3 tRNA genes and 2 rRNA genes are annotated in these 1,153 nt (G+C 44.6%); all 5 read left to right on the top strand.

The window, feature by feature from the left end:
• Positions 1-239, top strand: a 16S ribosomal RNA gene (locus A9260_RS13380); the annotation flags it as partial.
• 123 nt (positions 240-362) lie between these two features.
• Positions 363-438, top strand: a tRNA-Glu gene (locus tag A9260_RS13375).
• Positions 439-456: 18 nt separating this feature from the next.
• A tRNA-Lys gene (locus A9260_RS13370) sits at positions 457-532 on the top strand.
• 64 nt (positions 533-596) lie between these two features.
• Positions 597-672 (top strand) — tRNA-Val (locus A9260_RS13365).
• Positions 673-994: 322 nt separating this feature from the next.
• A 23S ribosomal RNA gene (locus A9260_RS17055) occupies positions 995-1,153 on the top strand; the annotation flags it as partial.

Raw genomic sequence — 1,153 nt, 5'->3', positions numbered from 1 at the left:
ATTGGAGTCTGCAACTCGACTCCATGAAGTCGGAATCGCTAGTAATCGTGAATCAGAATGTCACGGTGAATACGTTCCCGGGCCTTGTACACACCGCCCGTCACACCATGGGAGTGGGCTGCAAAAGAAGTGGGTAGTTTAACCTTTCGGGGAGGACGCTCACCACTTTGTGGTTCATGACTGGGGTGAAGTCGTAACAAGGTAGCCCTAGGGGAACCTGGGGCTGGATCACCTCCTTATACGATGATTACTCACGATGAGTGTCCACACAGATTGATTAGGTTTAGAAAGTAGAGAGATTTAGAAATATCTCCCAAGATATTTCAACAATTTATTGTCACGTTAGTGAGAATAAATCTAGTGTCCCGTTCGTCTAGAGGCCTAGGACACCGCCCTTTCACGGCGGTAACAGGGGTTCGACTCCCCTACGGGATACCACTTCTTTTTTGAAGTACTGGGTCGTTAGCTCAGCTGGTAGAGCAGTTGACTTTTAATCAATTGGTCGCAGGTTCGAATCCTGCACGACCCACCATTCCTTTCACATAGGAAGTTGCTTGAGTTCACTTTTAAAAGTGAAAGCAAATAGCAAATAATGTGGGCGATTAGCTCAGTTGGGAGAGCACCTCCCTTACAAGGAGGGGGTCACTGGTTCGAGCCCGGTATCGCCCACCATCTTTAAGCGTACTTAGTAGTGTGTTTAAAAATGGTTTCGAAAGAAATCTCGCTCTTTAACAATTTGGAAAGCTGACGAATAACAATGTGATTTCATTGTTATTCAAATTTAAAAGTTCTCAAATCCTAGTGATTTAATCATTAGGTACCAACACACATTCAAGTGTTCTTGGGGATAACATCATTGCCTGATGTTATTCAAATTTGAGTCCGGCAAAATCGAATGCTATCTCGCTCATAATAAAGAGATAGCGCACCTTGGAAACGTCATACTACGTTGTAGCAAACGTATTGCGTTAAGCAAGACCCTTTGGGGTTGTATGGTTAAGTGACTAAGCGTACACGGTGGATGCCTTGGCAGTCAGAGGCGATGAAAGACGTAATAACTTGCGATAAGCCCAGATTAGGTAGTAATAACCATTTGAGTCTGGGATTTCTGAATGGGGAAACCCACGTGCATAAGCACGTATCGTCGTATCGT

The organism is Vibrio sp. UCD-FRSSP16_30 (genome assembly GCF_001676025.1).
In the GTDB taxonomy this organism is placed as follows: domain Bacteria; phylum Pseudomonadota; class Gammaproteobacteria; order Enterobacterales; family Vibrionaceae; genus Vibrio.
Note: the sequence above shows the minus strand (reverse complement) of the source record. Positions and strands in the feature narration are given on the sequence as shown.